The 17,255-nt window shown below is 56.9% G+C and carries 13 protein-coding genes, 1 tRNA gene and 2 pseudogenes; 6 read left to right on the plus strand and 10 right to left on the minus strand.

Annotation, left to right across the window (positions count from 1 at the left end):
• Positions 1 to 133: 133 nt before the first annotated feature.
• Positions 134 to 961, minus strand: coding sequence for a c-type cytochrome (locus ACYZUA_RS11390; protein ID WP_461963946.1), 828 nt, complete (start codon positions 959 to 961; stop codon positions 134 to 136).
• Between the two features lie 596 nt (positions 962 to 1,557).
• On the opposite strand from ACYZUA_RS11390, the gene ACYZUA_RS11395 reads away from it, so the two are divergent.
• The 3 genes from ACYZUA_RS11395 to ACYZUA_RS11405 all read left to right on the plus strand — a co-directional run bounded on the left by ACYZUA_RS11395 (position 1,558) and on the right by ACYZUA_RS11405 (position 5,764).
• On the plus strand, positions 1,558 to 2,763 hold the full coding sequence (locus ACYZUA_RS11395; RefSeq protein ID WP_461963168.1) for an acetyl-CoA C-acetyltransferase: 1,206 nt from the start codon (positions 1,558 to 1,560) through the stop codon (positions 2,761 to 2,763).
• Positions 2,764 to 2,792: 29 nt separating this feature from the next.
• Positions 2,793 to 4,937 carry a 3-hydroxyacyl-CoA dehydrogenase NAD-binding domain-containing protein gene (locus tag ACYZUA_RS11400; RefSeq protein WP_461963169.1) on the plus strand — a complete coding sequence of 715 codons (2,145 nt, stop codon included), beginning with the start codon at positions 2,793 to 2,795 and terminating at the stop codon, positions 4,935 to 4,937.
• A gap of 95 nt (positions 4,938 to 5,032) precedes the next feature.
• On the plus strand, positions 5,033 to 5,764 hold the full coding sequence (locus ACYZUA_RS11405) for an amidotransferase (RefSeq protein WP_461963170.1): 732 nt from the start codon (positions 5,033 to 5,035) through the stop codon (positions 5,762 to 5,764).
• 52 nt (positions 5,765 to 5,816) lie between these two features.
• On the opposite strand, the gene ACYZUA_RS11410 is transcribed toward ACYZUA_RS11405, so the two are convergent.
• From ACYZUA_RS11410 to ACYZUA_RS11420, 3 genes are all read right to left on the minus strand, one after another.
• Entirely contained in the window at positions 5,817 to 6,788 is a 972-nt protein-coding gene (locus tag ACYZUA_RS11410) for a magnesium and cobalt transport protein CorA (RefSeq protein ID WP_461963171.1), read from the minus strand.
• Between the two features lie 161 nt (positions 6,789 to 6,949).
• Positions 6,950 to 7,672 carry a 1-acylglycerol-3-phosphate O-acyltransferase gene (locus tag ACYZUA_RS11415; protein WP_461963172.1) on the minus strand — a complete coding sequence of 241 codons (723 nt, stop codon included), beginning with the start codon at positions 7,670 to 7,672 and terminating at the stop codon, positions 6,950 to 6,952.
• A 213-nt stretch (positions 7,673 to 7,885) separates the two neighbouring features.
• A complete protein-coding gene (locus tag ACYZUA_RS11420) occupies positions 7,886 to 8,575 on the minus strand; it encodes a crotonase/enoyl-CoA hydratase family protein (protein ID WP_461963173.1) in 690 nt (229 codons plus the stop codon).
• A gap of 307 nt (positions 8,576 to 8,882) precedes the next feature.
• Here ACYZUA_RS11420 and ACYZUA_RS11425 point away from each other — a divergent pair.
• Positions 8,883 to 8,972 (plus strand) — tRNA-Ser (locus tag ACYZUA_RS11425).
• 313 nt (positions 8,973 to 9,285) lie between these two features.
• Here the strand turns inward: ACYZUA_RS11425 and ACYZUA_RS11430 are convergent.
• The 4 genes from ACYZUA_RS11430 to phbB form a co-directional block, all read right to left on the minus strand.
• The gene (locus ACYZUA_RS11430; protein ID WP_461963174.1) at positions 9,286 to 9,552 is read right to left on the minus strand and encodes a hypothetical protein; all 267 of its coding nucleotides are present in this window, start codon (positions 9,550 to 9,552) and stop codon (positions 9,286 to 9,288) included.
• 430 nt (positions 9,553 to 9,982) lie between these two features.
• Positions 9,983 to 11,686 carry a class I poly(R)-hydroxyalkanoic acid synthase gene (gene phaC / locus ACYZUA_RS11435; protein WP_461963175.1) on the minus strand — a complete coding sequence of 568 codons (1,704 nt, stop codon included), beginning with the start codon at positions 11,684 to 11,686 and terminating at the stop codon, positions 9,983 to 9,985.
• Positions 11,687 to 11,857: 171 nt separating this feature from the next.
• On the minus strand, positions 11,858 to 13,036 hold the full coding sequence (locus ACYZUA_RS11440) for an acetyl-CoA C-acetyltransferase (protein WP_415765058.1): 1,179 nt from the start codon (positions 13,034 to 13,036) through the stop codon (positions 11,858 to 11,860).
• Between the two features lie 64 nt (positions 13,037 to 13,100).
• On the minus strand, positions 13,101 to 13,847 hold the full coding sequence (gene phbB / locus ACYZUA_RS11445; RefSeq protein ID WP_415765057.1) for an acetoacetyl-CoA reductase: 747 nt from the start codon (positions 13,845 to 13,847) through the stop codon (positions 13,101 to 13,103).
• 269 nt (positions 13,848 to 14,116) lie between these two features.
• On the opposite strand from phbB, the gene ACYZUA_RS11450 reads away from it, so the two are divergent.
• On the plus strand, positions 14,117 to 15,226 hold the full coding sequence (locus tag ACYZUA_RS11450; RefSeq protein WP_461963176.1) for an AraC family transcriptional regulator: 1,110 nt from the start codon (positions 14,117 to 14,119) through the stop codon (positions 15,224 to 15,226).
• Positions 15,227 to 15,466: 240 nt separating this feature from the next.
• On the opposite strand, the pseudogene ACYZUA_RS11455 reads toward ACYZUA_RS11450, so the two are convergent.
• Positions 15,467 to 15,820: pseudogene (locus tag ACYZUA_RS11455) on the minus strand (DUF3141 domain-containing protein); the annotation flags it as partial.
• Between the two features lie 250 nt (positions 15,821 to 16,070).
• On the opposite strand from ACYZUA_RS11455, the gene phaP reads away from it, so the two are divergent.
• Positions 16,071 to 16,634, plus strand: coding sequence for a TIGR01841 family phasin (gene phaP, locus ACYZUA_RS11460; RefSeq protein WP_461963177.1), 564 nt, complete (start codon positions 16,071 to 16,073; stop codon positions 16,632 to 16,634).
• 35 nt (positions 16,635 to 16,669) lie between these two features.
• Here the strand turns inward: phaP and ACYZUA_RS11465 are convergent.
• Positions 16,670 to 16,948: pseudogene (locus ACYZUA_RS11465) on the minus strand (PHB accumulation regulatory domain-containing protein); the annotation flags it as partial.
• Between the last annotated feature and the right edge of the window lie 307 nt (positions 16,949 to 17,255).

Raw genomic sequence — 17,255 nt, forward strand, 5'->3', positions numbered from 1 at the left:
GATTTATCCCCGTTGGGCCGCGCAGCGGCCCCTGAAACCTGCCTGCTGATAATTCCACTGACACCGTACCGCCTGATTTTTTAGGGTCGCTGCGCGACCCAACGGGGATAAATCCCCTCGCCACAGATGCGTGTTATTTGGCTGAAACTTGTTTACGCCCAGCCATATGCTTCAAATACCCCACCAACCTCTCCAGATCCCCGTCCGGCAACACCGTCGCCGAGAACCCGGGCATCTTCGCCTGTGGCCACTGGCGCAAGCTCTGCGGGTCACGAATGTAGCGCTTGAGGAAATCCGCGCCGAAGTACTCGGTCGGGTTAAATGGAATATTCAAGTCCGGCCCAAACTGTGCATCCCCGGCGCCGTTCAATCGATGGCACGCCAGGCAATTTTTTTGAAACAGCGCAAAGCCATTGTTCACCGGATCGTCAGCCTTCAACGCCGGATCGGGCAGCAGGGCAGGGAAGCGCTCGGCCACCGGTGCCATGCGTTTGATACTCGCCACTTCGAATGGCCATTGCTCGGGGCTGATATTGCCCGCTTGTGGATCGGTCCAGACCAGATAAAACGGTCCCGCACTGTGCTTGCCCTCTGACAGCGGCGGCCACGGCTTGGCCGGGTCTTCAATCGCCAACCAGGCCCGCGCCCCTTGGGTATTAAGCAACGGCGCAGCCGACAGTTCTGCGGCAAAACCATCCAGGGCTACAGCCTGTAAGTGGTCTTCAGGCTTGATGCCCGTCAACAACGCAGCCACCGGAACAGCGCGATAGCTCATGTCCCGTTTGTAGGAAACGTCGTTGCTAATGGTGAGGGTCTGAACCTGAGGATGCTTGAGCAACTCCTCGGTTTGCCAGGTGCGACTGCTCGCGCCGAGCTCAAGGTTCAGCTGTGCGGCAGACAGAGGCGTGCTGAGCAGCAAGGCCCCGAACAGAATGAGCGTTTTCAAATAATCGCCGTCCATGTCGTGGAAGTGCCGCAAAGGTTGGCACACCCACGCTGACCCGGGTAGCGAGCCAGTCACATTTTTTGAGGCGATTTAAAACCTGGCGCCGTATTTTTTATTGACCGACTAGCCGATCACCTTGGTCAGGTTCGGCAAAATCAACAACAGCGTAGTGGCGAAAAGAATGAGCCCGGCTTGACGTACTTTCGATTGTTTGAACATGGCTTGACCGCCTTTATTGTTATTTCCTGATGCCTGCCTGCATTTCTCCATGACGGCAGAGCGTTGCACTTCCTGTTTGACGAGCGCCTCGGCAAAACCCGACGACAACTTCGTACAAGTTCACCTTAGAGCCCGCGTCACGCTTGCTTTAGATCCATTTAGTATGGATTTCACATCAATTGCTCTTAAAAAGGTATGAGGCCTATTGCCAGCTTCTTGGGCGCCCGTTTGCTAGACAGCTTGGTGTCCTGAATCGGTTAATCCGGTAGTTGCCTACCGTCCGTCTGAGCGTGACCGTCAACGTCTGTGAGCACTGCGGTCATTGAATCCGGGGCTGCTCGGCCTATGGTGGGAACTCTGAATTTACTCCCCTGCCCAGGTTCGAGAACGTCATGACCCAAGCTTTTATTTTCGACGCGTTACGCACGCCCCGCGGCAAAGGCAAGGCCAATGGCGCCTTGCACAGCGTCAAACCGGTGAATCTGGTAGCCGGGCTGCTGACCGCGTTGCAACAGCGCACGTCCCTCGACACCAGTCAGGTCGACGATGTGGTACTGGGCTGCGTGACGCCCATCGGCGACCAGGGTTCCGACATCGCCAAAACAGCGACTCAGGTGGCGGATTGGGACGTCAGCGTGGCGGGTTTGCAGATCAACCGCTTCTGCGCCTCGGGTCTGGAGGCGGTGAACCTCGGCGCGATGAAAGTGCGTTCCGGCTTCGAAGACCTGGTGGTGGTCGGCGGCGTCGAGTCCATGTCCCGCGTGCTGATGGGCAGCGATGGCGGCGCCTGGGCGCAAGACCCGGAAACCAGTTTTCACAGCCATTTCGCCCCTCAAGGCGTGGGCGCTGACCTGATCGCCACGATCGAAGGCTTCAGCCGCCAGGACGTCGATGCCTATGCGCTGCACTCCCAGCAAAAGGCTGCGCGGGCAAGGGCCGACGGTTCGTTCAACAAATCGCTGGTGCCGGTGCAGGACCAGAACGGCATTATCCTGCTCGATCACGATGAATTCATTCGCTCCGGATCGACCATGGAGGGCTTGGGCCAGCTCAAGCCGAGCTTCGAGATGATCGGGCAAATGGGCTTCGATGCCACCGCGCTTCGGGTCTTCAGCCAGGTTGAGCGGATCAACCACGTGCACACGGCGGGTAACAGTTCCGGGATCGTCGATGGCGCGGCGCTGATGCTGATCGGCTCCGAAGCCAAGGGCCGGACGCTGGGTTTGCAACCGCGGGCGCGAATCGTCGCCACCGCCGTCATCAGCACCGACCCGACTATCATGCTCACCGGCCCTGCGCCGGCCACCCGCAAGGCACTGGCCAAGGCCGGGCTGCGGGTTGAAGACATTGATCTGTTTGAGGTCAACGAAGCCTTTGCCTCGGTGGTGCTGAAATTCATCAAGGACATGGCGATCGATCCGGACAAGGTCAACGTCAACGGCGGCTCCATCGCCATGGGTCACCCGCTGGGCGCCACCGGTTGCGCGATCCTTGGCACGCTGCTCGATGAACTGGAAACCCGGCGCCTGCGCTATGGCCTCGCGACGCTGTGTGTCGGCGGCGGCATGGGCATCGCCACCATCATCGAACGCCTCTGAGCCCCGACCGATTTCAAGGAAACCCTTTCATGACCGAAGCCATCCGTTACGAAAAAGGTCAGGACCAGATCGTCGTCCTGACCATCGACATGCCGGGCCAGAGCGCCAACACCATGAACGCGGTCTACCGCGAAGCCATGGCTGCATGTGTTGCCAGACTCGTTGCCGAAAAAGACACCATCGCCGGCGTGATCATCACCTCGGCCAAGAAAACCTTCTTCGCCGGCGGCGACCTCAATGAACTGATCAAGGTCGGCAAGCCCGAAGCCAAAGCCTTTTACGACATGGTGCTGACGCTCAAGGGGCAGCTGCGCACCTTGGAAACCCTCGGTAAACCGGTAGTCGCCGCGATCAACGGCGCCGCGTTGGGCGGCGGTTGGGAAATCTGCCTGGCGTGCCATCACCGGGTTGCGCTGGACGATTCTTCGGTGCAACTCGGCTTGCCGGAAGTGACCCTCGGCCTGTTGCCGGGCGGCGGCGGGGTGGTGCGCATGGTGCGCATGCTCGGTATTGAAAAAGCCTTGCCGTACCTGCTCGAGGGCAAGAAAGTCCGGCCGCAGCAGGCGTTGCGCGCAGGTTTGATTGATGAGTTGGCGGCGGATCGTGATGAACTGCTGGCCAAGGCGCGCGCCTGGATTATCGCTCATCCTTCAGCGGTGCAGCGCTGGGACGTGAAAGGTTACCAGATTCCCGGTGGCACGCCGTCGAACCCGAAAGTCGCGCAAATGCTGGCCATCGCGCCGTCTATTCTGCGCAGCAAAACCCAGGGCTGCCTGCCCGCGCCAGAGAAAATCCTCTGCGCCGCGGTGGAAGGTGCCCAGGTGGATTTCGACACCGCGCACCTGATCGAAACCCGTTACTTCACCGAATTGACCACCGGCCAGGTGTCGAAAAACCTGATCGGCACGTTCTGGTTCCAGCTCAACGAAATCAATGCCGGCAGCTCGCGGCCTCAGGGTTTTGTGCCTTACGTGACGCGTCGGGTGGGTGTACTGGGCGCAGGCATGATGGGCGCCGGAATCGCCTTTGTCAGCGCGTCCGCCGGCATCGACGTGGTGCTCAAGGACATCAATCTTGCGGCTGCACAGAAGGGCAAGGCTCATTCGGCGGCGCTGCTGGACAAGAAGGTTGCGCGTGGCCAATTGAGTGCCGATCAGCGCGATGCAACGCTGGCGCGAATTCACCCCGCTGAAAGCGATGCCGATTTGGCCGGTTGTGATCTGATCATTGAAGCGGTGTTTGAAGATCGCGATCTGAAAGCCAACGTCTCGTCGGCGGCGCAAAAAGTCGTTGGCCCGGATGCGGTGATTGCTTCCAATACGTCGACCTTGCCGATCAGCGGCCTCGCGACCGCCGTGCCGGATCAGAGCAAATTCATCGGCCTGCATTTCTTCAGCCCCGTGGAGAAAATGCCTTTGGTGGAAATCATCAAAGGCGCCCACACCAGCGACGAAACCCTGGCTCGCGGGTTCGATTTCGTCCTGCAAATCAAGAAAACGCCGATTGTGGTCAACGACAGCCGTGGCTTCTTCACCTCGCGGGTGTTCGGCACGTTCACCAACGAAGGCATCGCCATGCTGGGTGAAGGCGTGAGCGCGCCGATGATCGAGACCGAAGCGCGCAAGGCCGGCATGCCGATCGGACCTCTGGCGATCTCCGACGAAGTTTCCCTCAGCCTGATGAGCCATATCCGCCAGCAAACCGCCAAAGACCTGCAAGCAGAAGGGAAACTGCTGATTGAGCACCCGGCGTTCGCCGTGATTGACTTGCTGCTCTACGAATACAAGCGTCCGGGAAAGGCTGGTGGTGGTGGTTTCTACGATTATCCGGCCCGTGGGCAGAAGCATCTGTGGCCAGAGCTGAAAAGCCGTTTCGAGAAGGCTGACGGGCAGATTTCGCCGAAGGACGTGCGTGATCGACTGCTGTTCGTGCAAGCCATCGAAACCGTGCGCTGTGTGGAGGAGGGGGTGTTGACCTCGACGGCGGACGCCAACGTCGGCTCGATCTTCGGCATCGGCTTCGCCGCCTGGACGGGCGGCGCGCTGCAGTTCATCAACCAGTACGGCGTGAAAGATTTTGTCGCCCGCGCCCAATACCTGGCGGAGCAGTATGGCGAGCGATTCGCTCCGCCCGCGCTATTGCTGGAGAAAGCGGCTAAAGGGGAGGCGTTCTAGGGGACGGGTGACGCATTCCGGGGCTTGCCTTGCCACTGTGTTTCAAGGCAGGCTCAGGGGTGTGCATTATTCCCATCACGTGTCAGGTATTTTTTATGTCGTTACGCATCTGCATTCTTGAAACCGACATCCTGCGTCCGGAACTGGTCGATCAATATCAGGGTTACGGGCAGATGTTCCAGCGTCTGTTTTCGCAGCAACCCATCGCTGCCGAGTTCACCGTGTACAACGTGATGCAGGGCGAATATCCCGGCGATGAGCTGACCTTCGACGCCTATCTGGTCACTGGCAGCAAGGCCGATTCCTTCGGCACCGACCCGTGGATAGAAACCCTCAGGGCTTACCTGCTGACCCGCTACGAGCGCGGCGACAAATTGCTGGGCGTGTGCTTCGGCCATCAATTGTTGGCGCTGCTGCTGGGCGGCAAGAGTGAACGCGCGACCCAAGGCTGGGGCGTCGGCACCCACAGCTACAAACTCGCCGCCAAGGCACCGTGGATGAGCCCGGTGAGGGAAGAGCTGACCTTGTTGATCAGCCATCAGGACCAGGTCACCGCGCTCCCGGAAAACGCCACGGTCATCGCTTCCAGCGATTTCTGCCCGTTCGCCGCGTACCACATCAACGATCAGGTGCTGTGCTTCCAGGGGCATCCGGAGTTCATTCACGATTACTCGCGCGCGCTGTTGGATATTCGTCAGGAAGCGCTGGGCGAGCAGATTTATTCGAAAGGTATGGCGAGCCTTGAGCACGACCATCACGGCACCACCGTTGCGGAGTGGATGATGCGGTTTGTGGCGCACAAGCCTGAAGCTGGATCGGTTCAATGAGCTGACAACGAATCTGTGGCGAGAGGGCTTGTCCCCTCGCCACAATAGCTTGTTAAAGCCAACCTGATTTCTTGAAGCTCGCCCACAAACCCACACAACCCACCGTAATAAACCCCACCACCCCGAAATACCCGTATTGCCACGTCAACTCCGGCATGTTCTCGAAGTTCATCCCGTAAATCCCCGCCACCGCCGTCGGGAATGCCAGAATCGCCGCCCACGCCGCAAACTTGCGCTGCACCACGCTTTGGCGTGACGCCTCCAGCAACACCCCAACTTCAATGGTCTGGCTGGCAATGTCCGCCAGGGTCGTCAAGTCTTCCATCTGCCGCGTGACGTGGATCTGCACATCGCGAAAGTACGGGCGCATGTTCTTGTCGATAAACGGGAAACTCAGCTTCTGCAATTCCTCACTGATCTCCACCATCGGTGCCGCAAACCGGCGCAAGCGCAGTACATCGCGGCGCAGGCTGTGGAGTTTTTGAATGTCGCGCTCGTTCAGGGAGCCAAACATGACGTTGTGTTCCAGCTCATCGATCTCTGCGTGGATCGCTTCACCCATGGGCTGGTAGTTTTCAATCACGAAATCGAGGATGGCATAGAGTACGAAATCTTCCCCGTGCTCCAGCAACAACGGACGCGCCTCACAACGCTGTCGGACATAGGCGTAGGACGCTGAATGACCATTGCGTGCGGTAATGATGTAGCCGTTGCCGGCAAAGATGTGAGTCTCGATGAACTGCAGTTTGCCTTCATTCCGGATCGGCGAATACGTGACGATAAACAGTGCGTCGCCGAAGGTTTCCAGTTTCGGTCGACTGTGTTTTTCCAGGGCGTCTTCGATGGCCAGTTCGTGCAGGTTGAACTGGCGTTGCAGATTGAACAGCTCCTGGGCGTTCGGCTCTTCGAGGCCGATCCAGACAAAGTGGTCGGGCTTTGCCGCCCAGGCAGCGCCTTCGTCGAGCGTGATATTGGTGACTTTCTTACCGGCGCTATAAACCGCAGCAGCAACAACTCTACCCATGATAGTGATTCACTTCTTATTGGCAGCTTTCTATAAGCAAAGATGGCAGTGGCAGGCAGTGTCCAGCTTAGCCTTGTCTGCTGCTTGAGAGTCAATGAAATCTGTTGAGTTCGCAGGCAAAAACTCGCAGGCAAAAGAAACCCGCACAAGGCGGGTTTCTTTTACGCGGCTTGCAGTTGCCGATCCATCGAAGCGATGCACTCGCGCATCTGCTCGCGGCACTGGGCAATCAGCAGCGGCATGTCATCCAGGCTCAATCCGGCCGTAGGAATCGCCGGTAACGAGCGGATCAGAATCTTCCCACCGCGCCAACGGTTCAAACGCATGTGTTTAACGTAACTACTGACACACACCGGAACAATTGGCACGCCGGCGGCAATGGCCATTTGAAACGCGCCTTTCTTGAACGGCAGCAACTCTTCGCCCAGGTTGCGGGTGCCTTCCGGGAAGACCCAGATCGACGTGTCTTCATTCTGCAGCGTGTGAGTAGTGGTCAGCATCGACTGGCGCGCTTTCTGCGCATTGCCGCGATCGATCAGCACATTACCCGCCAGCCAGAACAACTGACCAAACAGCGGCACCCACTTCAGACTCTTTTTGCCGATACACACGGTGCGGCGGGGCACCACGTTGCCGAACACAAACAGATCATAGTTGGACTGGTGGTTGGCGATGATCACGCAGCTATCGGGTTTATCCATCAGCGGTCCGACGTCGGCCTTCACCCGCAGACGCAAAATGCACATCGCCGGCCATGCATAAAGACGCGCGCACAAACGGCTGTTGTCCGGATTGAACGGTCGGCACAGGCCGAGAATCACCCCAAGCACACCGGCCAGAATAAAGTGCAGGCCCATCAATAACATACGAAACACAAACAGCATCTACAGGCCCACCGGGACAAAAGGTGGCGCAGTGTACGGATGTGCACTGTTTTCGGCAATTGCCGCTATAGAGGTGGGAGATAGGCGATGTTTGAGCGCATGTTTCCGACTTATGGGTCAGACGCGATCTAGAGCGGTTCTTGGCTTTTCAACGGAGCGCGTAAGAAAAAGCCCGACACGACGGTCGGGCTTTTCGGTGTGGCACGTTAGGATTTAAACCAAAAAATCCTGATCCTCGATGATCGCGTTGTCCAGCCTCTCCAGCAGCGCCTTGCGTACTTTGAGCTTGGTGTTCTTGTGAGCGGTCATGTTGATCTTCTTCAACTGACGAGCCGCCGCCAGCGCCGCGCCTTGCAGCTCTTCGGCCGACACCACCACGTCGAAGAAGCCAGCATCCACGGCGCTTTGCGGATTAAACATCTCTGCGTTGATCACAGAACGATGAAATGCCGACTTGCGCAGACGATCACGGGCCAGTTCGATACCGGCGTGATGCATGGTCATGCCGATCTGCACTTCGTTCAGGCCAATGCTGAACGGGCCGTCGACACCAATGCGGTAATCCACCGACAACAGCAGGAACGCACCCTTGGCCACCGCATGCCCAGGGCATGCCACGATCACCGGGAACGGGTGCGCCAACAGACGACGGGTGAGCGTCGAACCGGCAGTCACCAGCGCTACGGCCTCTTTAGGACCAGAGGTCATCACCTTCAAGTCGTAACCACCCGACAGCATCCCGGGCGTACCGGTAATGATCACCACCGCACGATCAGTCACCGCCTGATCCAGCGCGGCGTTAAACGCAGCAATCACGTCCGGGGAGATGGCATTGACCTTGCCATTGCTCAAGGTCAGGGTCGCGATACCGTCTTCGAGATGGTAAGAAATCAACTCACTCATGACGCTATTCCTTTCAATAAAGTAGGGCAGACGTTACCCACCGCCGCAGGCCAGGTAAAGCGCTGTGACTGACCACCCAGTCACCCTTTCCCTGTCCGGCAAGCGTCTCCCGCCACGTCAGCCGCGCATTCCCCTCTATATAGAGGAGGGCGCGAAGCCGGAGATTGGCGGGTTTGCCATGGACTGGAAACCGCCAGAGCGACTAAATCGCTAAGCGCATGAAAATTCTGCAAAAAAAGTTTGCCATCGGAAAAGCTTTCGACTACATTAGCGCGCCTCGACAGACAGAACTTGTTTGAAGAGATACGGTGAAGTGTCCGAGTGGCTTAAGGAGCACGCCTGGAAAGTGTGTATACAAGAAATTGTATCGAGAGTTCGAATCTCTCCTTCACCGCCACATTTAATCGTTAGAGCCCTGATTATTCGGGGCTTTTTCGTTTCTGCGGTTCTAAAAAAAAATTCAGCCCATACTTTGGCCCATACCCTGGACGGCTCAGTGCTTTGCGACCAAAGGCTGATTTTTCGACAGTTTCTAAGCGGTGTACATCATTCGACGCACTGTATTTCCGTGATGATCCCCGCATCGTGTAAGCCCACGGCATAGCCCTCTGCACGACTGGCTGATTCCAACACCAGGTGCATGAGGCTGCCTTCGATGATCTTGAGAGTAGAGTATTAGGCGGATCACCGGTAGCGATCCGCGAGAATGCTTACTCTGGCATTGTCCAGGATTGTAGCTTATAGCTCTCCTGGCTCAACTCGGCGCGCACCTCTTCCAGCAGGCTTTCCAGCTGCGCCGGGTCGGAATAGGCACTGCTTGGAACCTGTTTGCGACAAATATGAGTGTTAGCCCGGTCGATGACGGTCAGGCTCAGTTCGCCATTACCGTCTTGCGGAGCCCAGGCGACGCATTGAAAAGGTTCGAATGCGTGGCCGGCAATCAAAAGTGCTTCGTTGATGCGGAACGGGGTGCTCATGGGTTGTCTCTCCTTGTACCCAAACAAATGATGTGCCATCGGGTGGGCTTACCGGTCGGCTGTTTATTAGTAGGGGGGCGGGTCACACGTAGTAATAATTTTGTTTAAACTTTATTTCATTCACAAAAATTAACCCGCGATTGTGAAAGTTGAATGGACGGTAGTAATTCATTAGGGAAACTCTGAAAAAGACTTCCAGATTTGGTGAAATTGTTGGCGCTGATTGAAAACTCCCCCCACCCTGCCGATTGAAATTAGACCCAGGGCGGATTGCTGATTTCGCAGCAGCAATTTCGAATAAACTTAGCAGCGTGCCGATCACATGAGTCGCGGAAGACCTGCTGCATGCAGTCATGCAGCAGGGCATTTCCACAACAACAGTCAAAATTGCTGGTCTTCCTCCGTACCCGCTCTGGCCCACAGCAGTTTTTCATTGCTTTACATAACTGCCTGGCGCCGGCTCCAGAGGCGGGAATTTGTCATTCCATATGTGCGGAACCGCTGGTTGGCGCTCGCCGGAGTGTCCCGCCAGCCAGTTGAACCAATCATTCCACCAGCTACCGGGTTGCTGCTCAGCATTCTTGAACCAGGTCTCCGGGTTTTTCGTGACCCGATTATTGGTCCAGTAATGGCGCTTCTGCTTGGCCGGTGGATTGATGACGCCGGCGATATGCCCTGAAGCTCCTAATACAAAACGCTTGGCCCCGGAGAGCAGGTTGGTGCTGGCGTAGGCGCTTTTCCAGGGCACGATGTGATCGTCATGGGTGGCGAGGATGTAAGCGGGAGCGTCAATTGCACGCAAATCAAGCTTGACCCCACAGCACTCCAGCTCGCCTGATTTCAAATCGTTCTGCAGATAGGTGTGGCGCAGATACCAGCAGTACATCGGCCCTGGAAGGTTGGTGCTGTCGTTGTTCCAGAACAGCAGATCAAGCGGGATCGGCTTCTGCCCCTTGAGGTATTTGTCGACGTTGTAGTTCCACCACAGCTCGTTGGGGCGCAGTAGGGAAAAGGTATTGCCCATGTCCTCACCACGAAACAGACCGATGGGACCATTCATGCCGCCGATGGTGCGCTCTCGATAGGCCACCAGTTCTTCGTCGACGAATATGTCGATGGGACCGGTATCCAGGTAGTCAAGGAACGTGGTGAACAGGCTCACGCTGGCGATCTCCCTGTCGCCGCGTGCAGCAAGTACTGCCAGCGCCGTGCTCAGCAGGGTGCCGCCGATGCAGAAGCCCACGCAATTGAGTCGCTGCTCGCCACTGATATCGCGGGTCACCTGCAAGGCGTCGATTACCCCGTGCTCAATCAGGTCATCCCAGGTGGTGCCAGCGTGTTCCTCGTCAAAGTTGCGCCAGGACATCAGGAATACGGGATGTCCCTGTTCCAGCAGGTGGCGGACCATCGAGTTGTCCGGGCGCAGATCAAGGATGTAGTACTTGTTGATCGACGGAGGTACGACGAATACCGGGTGTCGGTACTGGGTTTCGCTTTGCGGGTAGTACTGAATTAGTTGGAATAGGTGATTCTCAAAGACGATTTCGCCGGGGGTGTTAGCCAGATCGACGCCAACCTTGAAGGCGCCGCTGTCACACTGGCGCATTTTGCCTTCGTTCATGTCGCTGGCCAGATGCTGCATACCTGTGAGCAGGCTGGCACCTTGAGTCTCAACCACACGCTGGAGCGCATCAGGGTTACTGACCAGGAAATTGCTTGGCGCACTGGCGGCAATGGCTTGCTCCACCAGATAGCGCAGGCGTTGGCGCGGTTTTTTTTCGTCGATCAGCAACTTGTCGAGCAGTTTCAGGAGAAAGCTGGAGTTGAGCAGGTAAAACGCAGCGAGGGAGCCGAACTGTGGCTCGCTCCAGTTGCCGCTGGAGAAGCGTCGATCATCGAAGCTGAAGGGTTGGCCGGTCAGCAGTTTTTGGCCGAGTTGGCCCCATTGAACCTGGTAGTCCGCTTGAAGGCTGTCCAGGGTTTCGCGAGGTAACTCGAACCAGGCGCCGTGCTCATGCCCGGAAAACCACGGATTAGTGCTGACCCATAGGCGTAATTGTTGCACTGCAAAGGAAGCGATGAACGGAACCTGGCCTGACCAATAGGTTTTGAATGTATGCGCGTTGTTGTCCATAAAGTTCCTTGCCCATACAGATGAGCCGGGCAGAAAAAAAGCCGCGCTTTGCCGGACTCCGGCGTAGCGGCGGCAGGAATGCGGGCAGCGTTGTCTGACGCCAACCTGACGCCAATCTGATGCGCGGAACAAGGTCCCAAGTCCGCGCATGGGCTACTCAGAAGCCGTTGGTTAGCGCTCGATAGCCAGGCCGACGCCTTGTCCGCCGCCGATGCACAAAGTGGCCAGCCCCTTCTTGCCGTCGCGACGGATCAGTTCGTGCACCAGCGACACCAGAATCCGTGCCCCCGATGCGCCGATCGGATGGCCAAGGGCGATCGCGCCGCCGTTGACGTTGACTTTGCTGGTGTCCCAACCCATCTCTTTGCCAACCGCCAGCGCCTGGGCGGCGAAGGCTTCATTGGCTTCGATCAGGTCCAGGTCCTCGACGCTCCAGCCGGCCTTTTGCAGGGTCAGGTGTGTAGCCGGGACCGGGCCGATGCCCATGATCGACGGGTCCACACCGGCGCTGGCATAGGCTTTGATGCGTGCCAGTACCGGAAGGCCGAGCGCTTGTGCTTTAGCGGCGCTGGCCAGCAACAGCACGGCCGCACCATCGTTGAGGGTCGAAGCGTTGCCGGCAGTCACGCTGCCGTCTTTCTGGAATGCCGGTTTGAGTTTTGCCAAGGCTTGCGCAGTACTGTCGATACGTGGCTGTTCGTCGGTGTCGAAGACCAGCGGTTCGCCCTTGCGCTGAGGAATCAGCATCGGGGTGATTTCGCTCTGGAAACGTCCGCCCTCAATGGCTGCGGCGGCCTTCTGTTGCGAGGCGGCAGCGAAGGTATCCTGTGCTTCACGAGAGATCTCGTACTTCTGCGCCAGATTCTCAGCTGTGATACCCATGTGATAGTCGTTGAAGGCGTCCCACAGGCCATCCTGGATCATGCTGTCTTGCAGTTGCGCATGGCCCATACGCAGGCCGGTGCGTGCCTTGGGCAGAACATAGGGGGCCAGACTCATATTTTCCTGACCGCCAGCGATTACCAGTTCCGCGTCGCCGCAACGGATTGCCTGGACGGCGAGATGGACCGCCTTGAGACCGGAGCCGCAGACCTTGTTTAAGGTCAGGGCAGGCGTGGTGTGTGGCAAACCGGCTTTGATCGCTGTCTGGCGTGCCGGGTTTTGCCCAGCGCCGGCAGTGAGTACCTGGCCGAGGATCACTTCATCAATTTGAGCAGCATCGATACCCGTCTGCTTCAGCAAGCGGCGAATCACTGCGGCACCCAGTTCGGTCGCGGGAATTGCAGACAAAGCACCCTGGAAACTGCCAATGGCGGTACGAGTAGCGGCAACGATTACGACTTCGTTCATGCGTGACCTCATCGAAAAGACAAAATTCGTCGAGCAAACCAGGGCATTCCTGCCCTGATCGGGGTTATTGCATGTTCATGCCGCCGTTTACCGAGAAATCGGCACCGGTGCTGTAGGCAGACTCATCGGAAGCCAGCCAGGCCACGATTGAGGCGATCTCTTCGGGTTGGCCAAGGCGACCGACCGGAGTTGCAGCGATCATGCCTTCGAGAATGTCCGGGCGAATTGCCGCGGTCATGGAGGTCTGGATGTAGCCTGGGGATACGGTATTGACGGTCACGCCCTTGCCGGAGACTTCCCGGGCCAGTGCCATGGTGAAACCATGAATGCCAGCCTTGGCGGCGGAGTAGTTGGTCTGACCGAACTGGCCACGCTGACCGTTGATCGAGGAGATATTGATGATCCGCCCCCAACCGTTGGCCAACATGCCTTCAATGACCTGCTTGGTAGTGTTGAATAAGCCCGTCAGGTTAGTCCCGATCACGCTGTTCCAGTCTTCCGGGGTGAGCTTGCGAAAAGAGGCGTCGCGAGTGATGCCGGCGTTGTTGACCAGCACATCGATCGGGCCGAATTGTTCACGAGCCATCTCGAAAGCCTTGCGGGTGGTCTCCCAATCGGTGACGTCGCCATAGATGCATTCGAACTGATAACCCGCCTCCAGCTGGCTGGCAATCCAGTCGTTCTTGCGGCTGGAATCAGAGCTGCAGCCGACGATTACCTTGAATCCTTCCTTGTATAGACGTTGGCTGATTGCCGTACCGATACCGCCCATACCGCCCGTTACTACAGCAATACGACTACGCGACTCCATACTTCTACTCCATTTTTTTTACGCTGTAGGAGAGAAGATTGTTGGTTATCGACGGGCCGTGCGGAAGTGTTTGAAGGTGACGTTCTCCTGTCCTTCGGTGCCACGCGGGGAGGTGCCCGCTGGCAAAAAATGAGGAGTACCTATACTGGGATCAATGTTTGAAACTGAAGGGATAGTTAATATTTCTGCAACGTAGTTGAAATATGTTCAACGCATGTCAGTATCGGCTTCGGACAGGACGTTCGGTTCCATTGGTCATTGAGGACGCCATGTATAGAATGAGTTCAGGTTATGCCAGCATGCTGGCGAATACGTTTTTGGCCCAAGGACTGGACCTTGACGGTCTGTGCCAGGAGGCGGGACTGGATGTCGAGTTCGTGAGTAAACCAGGAGCATTCTGCGAGCGAAGCGTTATCTATCGTCTTTGGGACTTGGCTGCTCAGGCTTCGGATGATCTGAATATCGGTTTGAAAGCCTACGGGGAATTCCATCCCAGTAGTTTTCAGATCGTGGGCTACACGATGATGTCCAGTTCGAATCTGAAAAGGGCGCTTGAACGTCTGGTTCGTTTCAGCCCGTTGATCGGTACCGGATTCAGCCTTTTCCTTGTCCAGGAGCAGCAGCATTACCGATTGGCCAGTCTCGATCATCAGCAACATGGCTCGGTCAAACCCCGGCAATACACGGATGCAGCCTTGGCTTCGCTGCTGGGTTTCTGCCGTTGGCTGGCAGGTGGCAAGTCACCGCAACCGTTGAGTGTGGAGTTCACTTATCCCGAACCTGAAGACACGTCGGAGCATCAGCGGCTTTTTGGCTGTCCGCTGAGTTTCGGGGCGGCATATGACAGCATCTTGTTCGATGGCCAGGAGCTTCTGAGTCCATTGAGCATGGCCAACGAGGCGTTGGCCACACTCCATGACAGTTTTGCCGAGGCTCAATTGGACGTGTTGTCCGGGTACTCTATTGTTGGCAGGGTTCGCGCGCTGATTAACGAGCGCTTGAGCCAGGGGCAAGGCCGATGTGATATGGAATCGATTGCGGCGGCACTGAGAATCAGCAAGCGAACGCTCCAACGAGGCCTTGAAAAGGACGGCACGCAATTCAAGGATGTCCAGAATGATGTGCGCCGGCAGTTGGCCGACTTCTATTTACGCCATTCTCATTTCAACATGAAGCATGTGACTTACCTGCTCGGCTTTCATGATCACAGCAGCTTCCATAAGGCATGCACCCGTTGGTTCGGTATGACCCCCGGTCAGTATCGAACCGACGATTCGTTGCTTGTGCTCGAGGAATTCGCGCCTGTTCGACTCATGAACCCCGTCGGTTTGCGCAGAGATCAAAAGATCGCAGGCTTCGCCGAACGGATGCACCGCTAATCCCTTGTGAAGGGTCATTGAGGCTTGGGGCCTGTTGTCCCTTTGCTCGCTTTGCGCTTCGGGGCTTTAACTACGATGGCGGGAGCGGGCAGTGGTGTGTCTGCGGCGACAACAGCGTCACTGCAAGCGGAAATGGCTCCGAAGGGGTCTCCTGCGGGATGACAACTGTTTCACTGGGTGGTTGGGTCAGGCTGAAGCCCGGCAGCGGGACTTCGAGCAACGCGTGCAGTTCACGCCAGAATTCGCCTTCAGCGGGAGATCGGAGTCGGCGATCAGGGTTTCATGATCGAACTTGAGCAGCAGTGGATACCCGGCGCGTTCATGGGCCTGCGTATTGTCGCCGCGCTGGCGCAGGGTGTCCCAGAACAGCAGGCTGCGTTGGCCGAGGTCGGTGAAGTATTCCTGCCAGTCAGTGGGCGTGGGTTGTCTGAGTTGACCCCACTTCAGAGGCGCGAGGGTTTTTTCCTGGCGCTGGCGCAAAGCATCAAGGACGTTCAGGGTAATGAGGTGCTGCAGATGACTCAGGTGTTCGAACAGGCCGCGTTGAGAGGAAGATTTTTCATATTGCGATGCAATAATATCTTCCTGGCCCATGGTGATCTCCTGGCGTTATGCATGAGAAGCAGCTGCCTGCGCCTCATTAGTAAAGAGGGTTTTGCTGGCTGTTCGATGTTAAGAGTCTATAGCGAATAGAGGCAGGAGAAGAAAGATTTTTGTGCGCTGCACAAAAAATCATTGCTAAACGAATTTGTGCGCTGCAATATTAAGGCTAACGCGATGACCGGCAGGATCGCTATCGCGTCCTCGGGCCCATGTAGGCCTTCCAGTATCAGGAGATTCAAGCATGTCTTTTTTTAACTCGGAAAAATTGCAAGACGCTCAGAAAGCCAACCTAGACCTCCTGCAGCAAATCAGCGGCAAAATCTTCTCCAGTGTTGAACAGTTCAGCCAATTGCAGTTCAAGACATTGCAGGCCTCCACCGAGGAGCAGTTCGACGGCTTTCGCAAGCTGCTGGCAGTCCGTGATCTACAAGGGCTCGCTGAGCTCCAGACTTCTTTCACCCAGCCAAATGTGCAAGCCGAACGCCTGGCTGAGTTCAATCGCCAAGTGCAAGCGTTGATTGTCGGCACTCACTCGGAAATCGCCAAACTGACCTCGCGTCAGGTTGAGGCGGGCACCCAGCAGGTGCAAGAGTTCGTCGAAGTGATCAGCAAGAATGCACCGGCTGGCTCCGAGCCTGTTGTAGCCGCGTTCAAGTCGTCGCTGGCGAATGCCGGTACCGTTTTTGAAAGCGCACAGAAAGCCGTAAAACAGGCTGCTGACGTTGCCCAGAGCGGTTTTGACGCAGCGACCTCTGCAGCCGGTAAAACCGCTCCTGGTGCCAAGGCTACAAGCGGTAACAAGTAAGTCACATTAGAGCGGTTACACTGATGGCGATGGGTTTACTCCCCTATCGCCATTTTTTTCGGCCCGCCACCGGCACCTGGCTTGCCTGGTGGCATGCCGCCGAACAGGCCGAAGAGGTTCTGAGTGTTCAGGTAGAGGTTTTTTGACTGGTCGACATACTGGCGCATCAAATCCTGCATGACCGGTGCTTGCTGGTGCATGAACTTGCTCCAGGCTTCAGAGGACTGAGCGCCGGTCTGGGACTGGATGTCGATGACCGTCTGGATGCTTTTATCTAGGTAGCTGCCGAGGACGCTCTGGTAGGGACCGTAGAACACGTTAAACCAGAAGTCATAGGGTGCAGGCCTTGTGAAGTCTAGGTTTTGGTGGGTTAATTTGCGTCATACCCGGTTGCGTCATACCCGGTTTAGCGCCCGGTTTTGAAGCTGCATATGATTTTACTTTCTCAGCAGTTACGTTGCTCTCGGTGCGCTGAGGCATTTGATCAAATGTCCTCGTTCGTTTGCTAAGAGGATCTTGCTTGACGTGACTAACGGCGAAGGGCCGGAGTCGCCCCCACAGCGGCCGGTCATTCGTCTACGGAAGTGGAGGCGTTGAAGTGTCAACCGTCAACCACGTTAG

It is taken from the genome of Pseudomonas sp. LS2P72, assembly GCF_054897865.1.